Source organism: Streptomyces torulosus, from assembly GCF_001419765.1.
Classification (GTDB): Bacteria; Actinomycetota; Actinomycetes; order Streptomycetales; family Streptomycetaceae; genus Streptomyces; species Streptomyces torulosus.
Genome location: NZ_LIRK01000952.1, coordinates 1 through 1,297, shown reverse-complemented (window position 1 = coordinate 1,297; position 1,297 = coordinate 1). Strand labels below are relative to the sequence as shown.

The 1,297-nt window shown below is 73.9% G+C and carries 1 protein-coding gene; it reads left to right on the top strand.

Features of this window, described 5'->3' with window-relative positions; all coding sequences use genetic code 11:
* Window positions 1-1,297, top strand: a 1,297-nt coding sequence (locus AOK23_RS42995) for an ATP-grasp domain-containing protein (RefSeq protein ID WP_063791512.1), incomplete at both ends; no start/stop codon positions are given.

Below are 1,297 nucleotides of genomic sequence, written 5' to 3'. Positions count from 1 at the left end.
ACCCACCCCCGACCCTGCTGCTGGTCGGCGGCGCCAATCCGCTTCCCTCCAGCATCGACATCGTCACGCGCGCCGTCGAGGAGGCACGCAGCCGCGGCATCCGGGTCCACCTCGTCCACCGGGCTGCGGCACTCGCCCGGACCGCCGAGGTGAACGACTTGGCCGACGCCGTGTCCGCCGTTGAACCGGACGACCCGGAGGCGTGCGAGCGCTGGGTACGGGATCGCGTGGCCGCGGGCGAGCGGTTCGACCTGGTGCTCGGTCTGCGCGACGAGGTGCAGGAATCGGTGGCCCGGTGCGCGGCGTACGTCGGCGCTCCGGGCAACGGGGTCGACGCGGTACGGCGTATCCGCAACAAGGACGCCTGCCGTGCCGCGCTGGCCGCCGCCGGGTTCCGCCAGCCGGCGGTCCGGCTGTGCGGGTCGCGGGAGGAGGCGTCGGCGTTCCTGGGGGAGTCACGGGGCCCGTGGGTGGTGAAGCCCCGGGACGGCATGGCCAGCATCGGCGTACGCATGGTGCGGGACGTGACCGAGCTGCCGCCGGCGCTCGCGGAACTCCCCGACCCGGATGTGTTCCTGGTGGAGGAGTTCGTCGAGGGCCCCGAGTACAGCGTGGAGGGGGTGATCCTGTCCACCGGCCCGAAGGTCCTCGCGGTGACGGCGAAGGAGACCCTCCCGCCGCCGTACTTCGTGGAGATCGGCCATGTCCTTCCGGCCGAGCTCCCGGAGTCCACGCGTGCGGCGATCGACCGGGAGGTGTCGGCGGCGCTGACCGCGCTGGACCTGCGTTTCGGCGTGTTCCATGTCGAGCTGTGGCTCACGGAAGGGGGCGTCGTCCTGGGGGAGGTCCACGTACGCCCCGGCGGCGACTGGCTGCACCGCCTGCTGACCCATGCCGTCCCCGGCCTGGAACTCTTCGGTCTCCTCTACGACGACCACCTCGGCCGTCCCGAGCGGGCCGCCCCGTCCTTGGAGCCCACCCGGGGGGCGGCGGTCCGTTTCCTGGCACCCCCGCCGGGCCGCCTCGCCGACGTGGACGGATGGGAGAGGGTCGAGGCCGACCGGTCCGTCCTGGCCGCGGGACTCACCACGGCTCCCGGTGACACGATCCGCCCGGTACGCCAGTCGGGCGACCGCGCCGGCTTCATCGTGGTCGGCGAACGGACACCGGCCCGCGCGCAGGCCCTCGCGACGACCCTCGCGGATTCCCTCCACTTCCGCACCACCGACCCGCGACAGCCCGCACCAGGCGGCCCCCACACCGCTCCTCGGACCCCCGCCGTGCCCACCGCCCACTG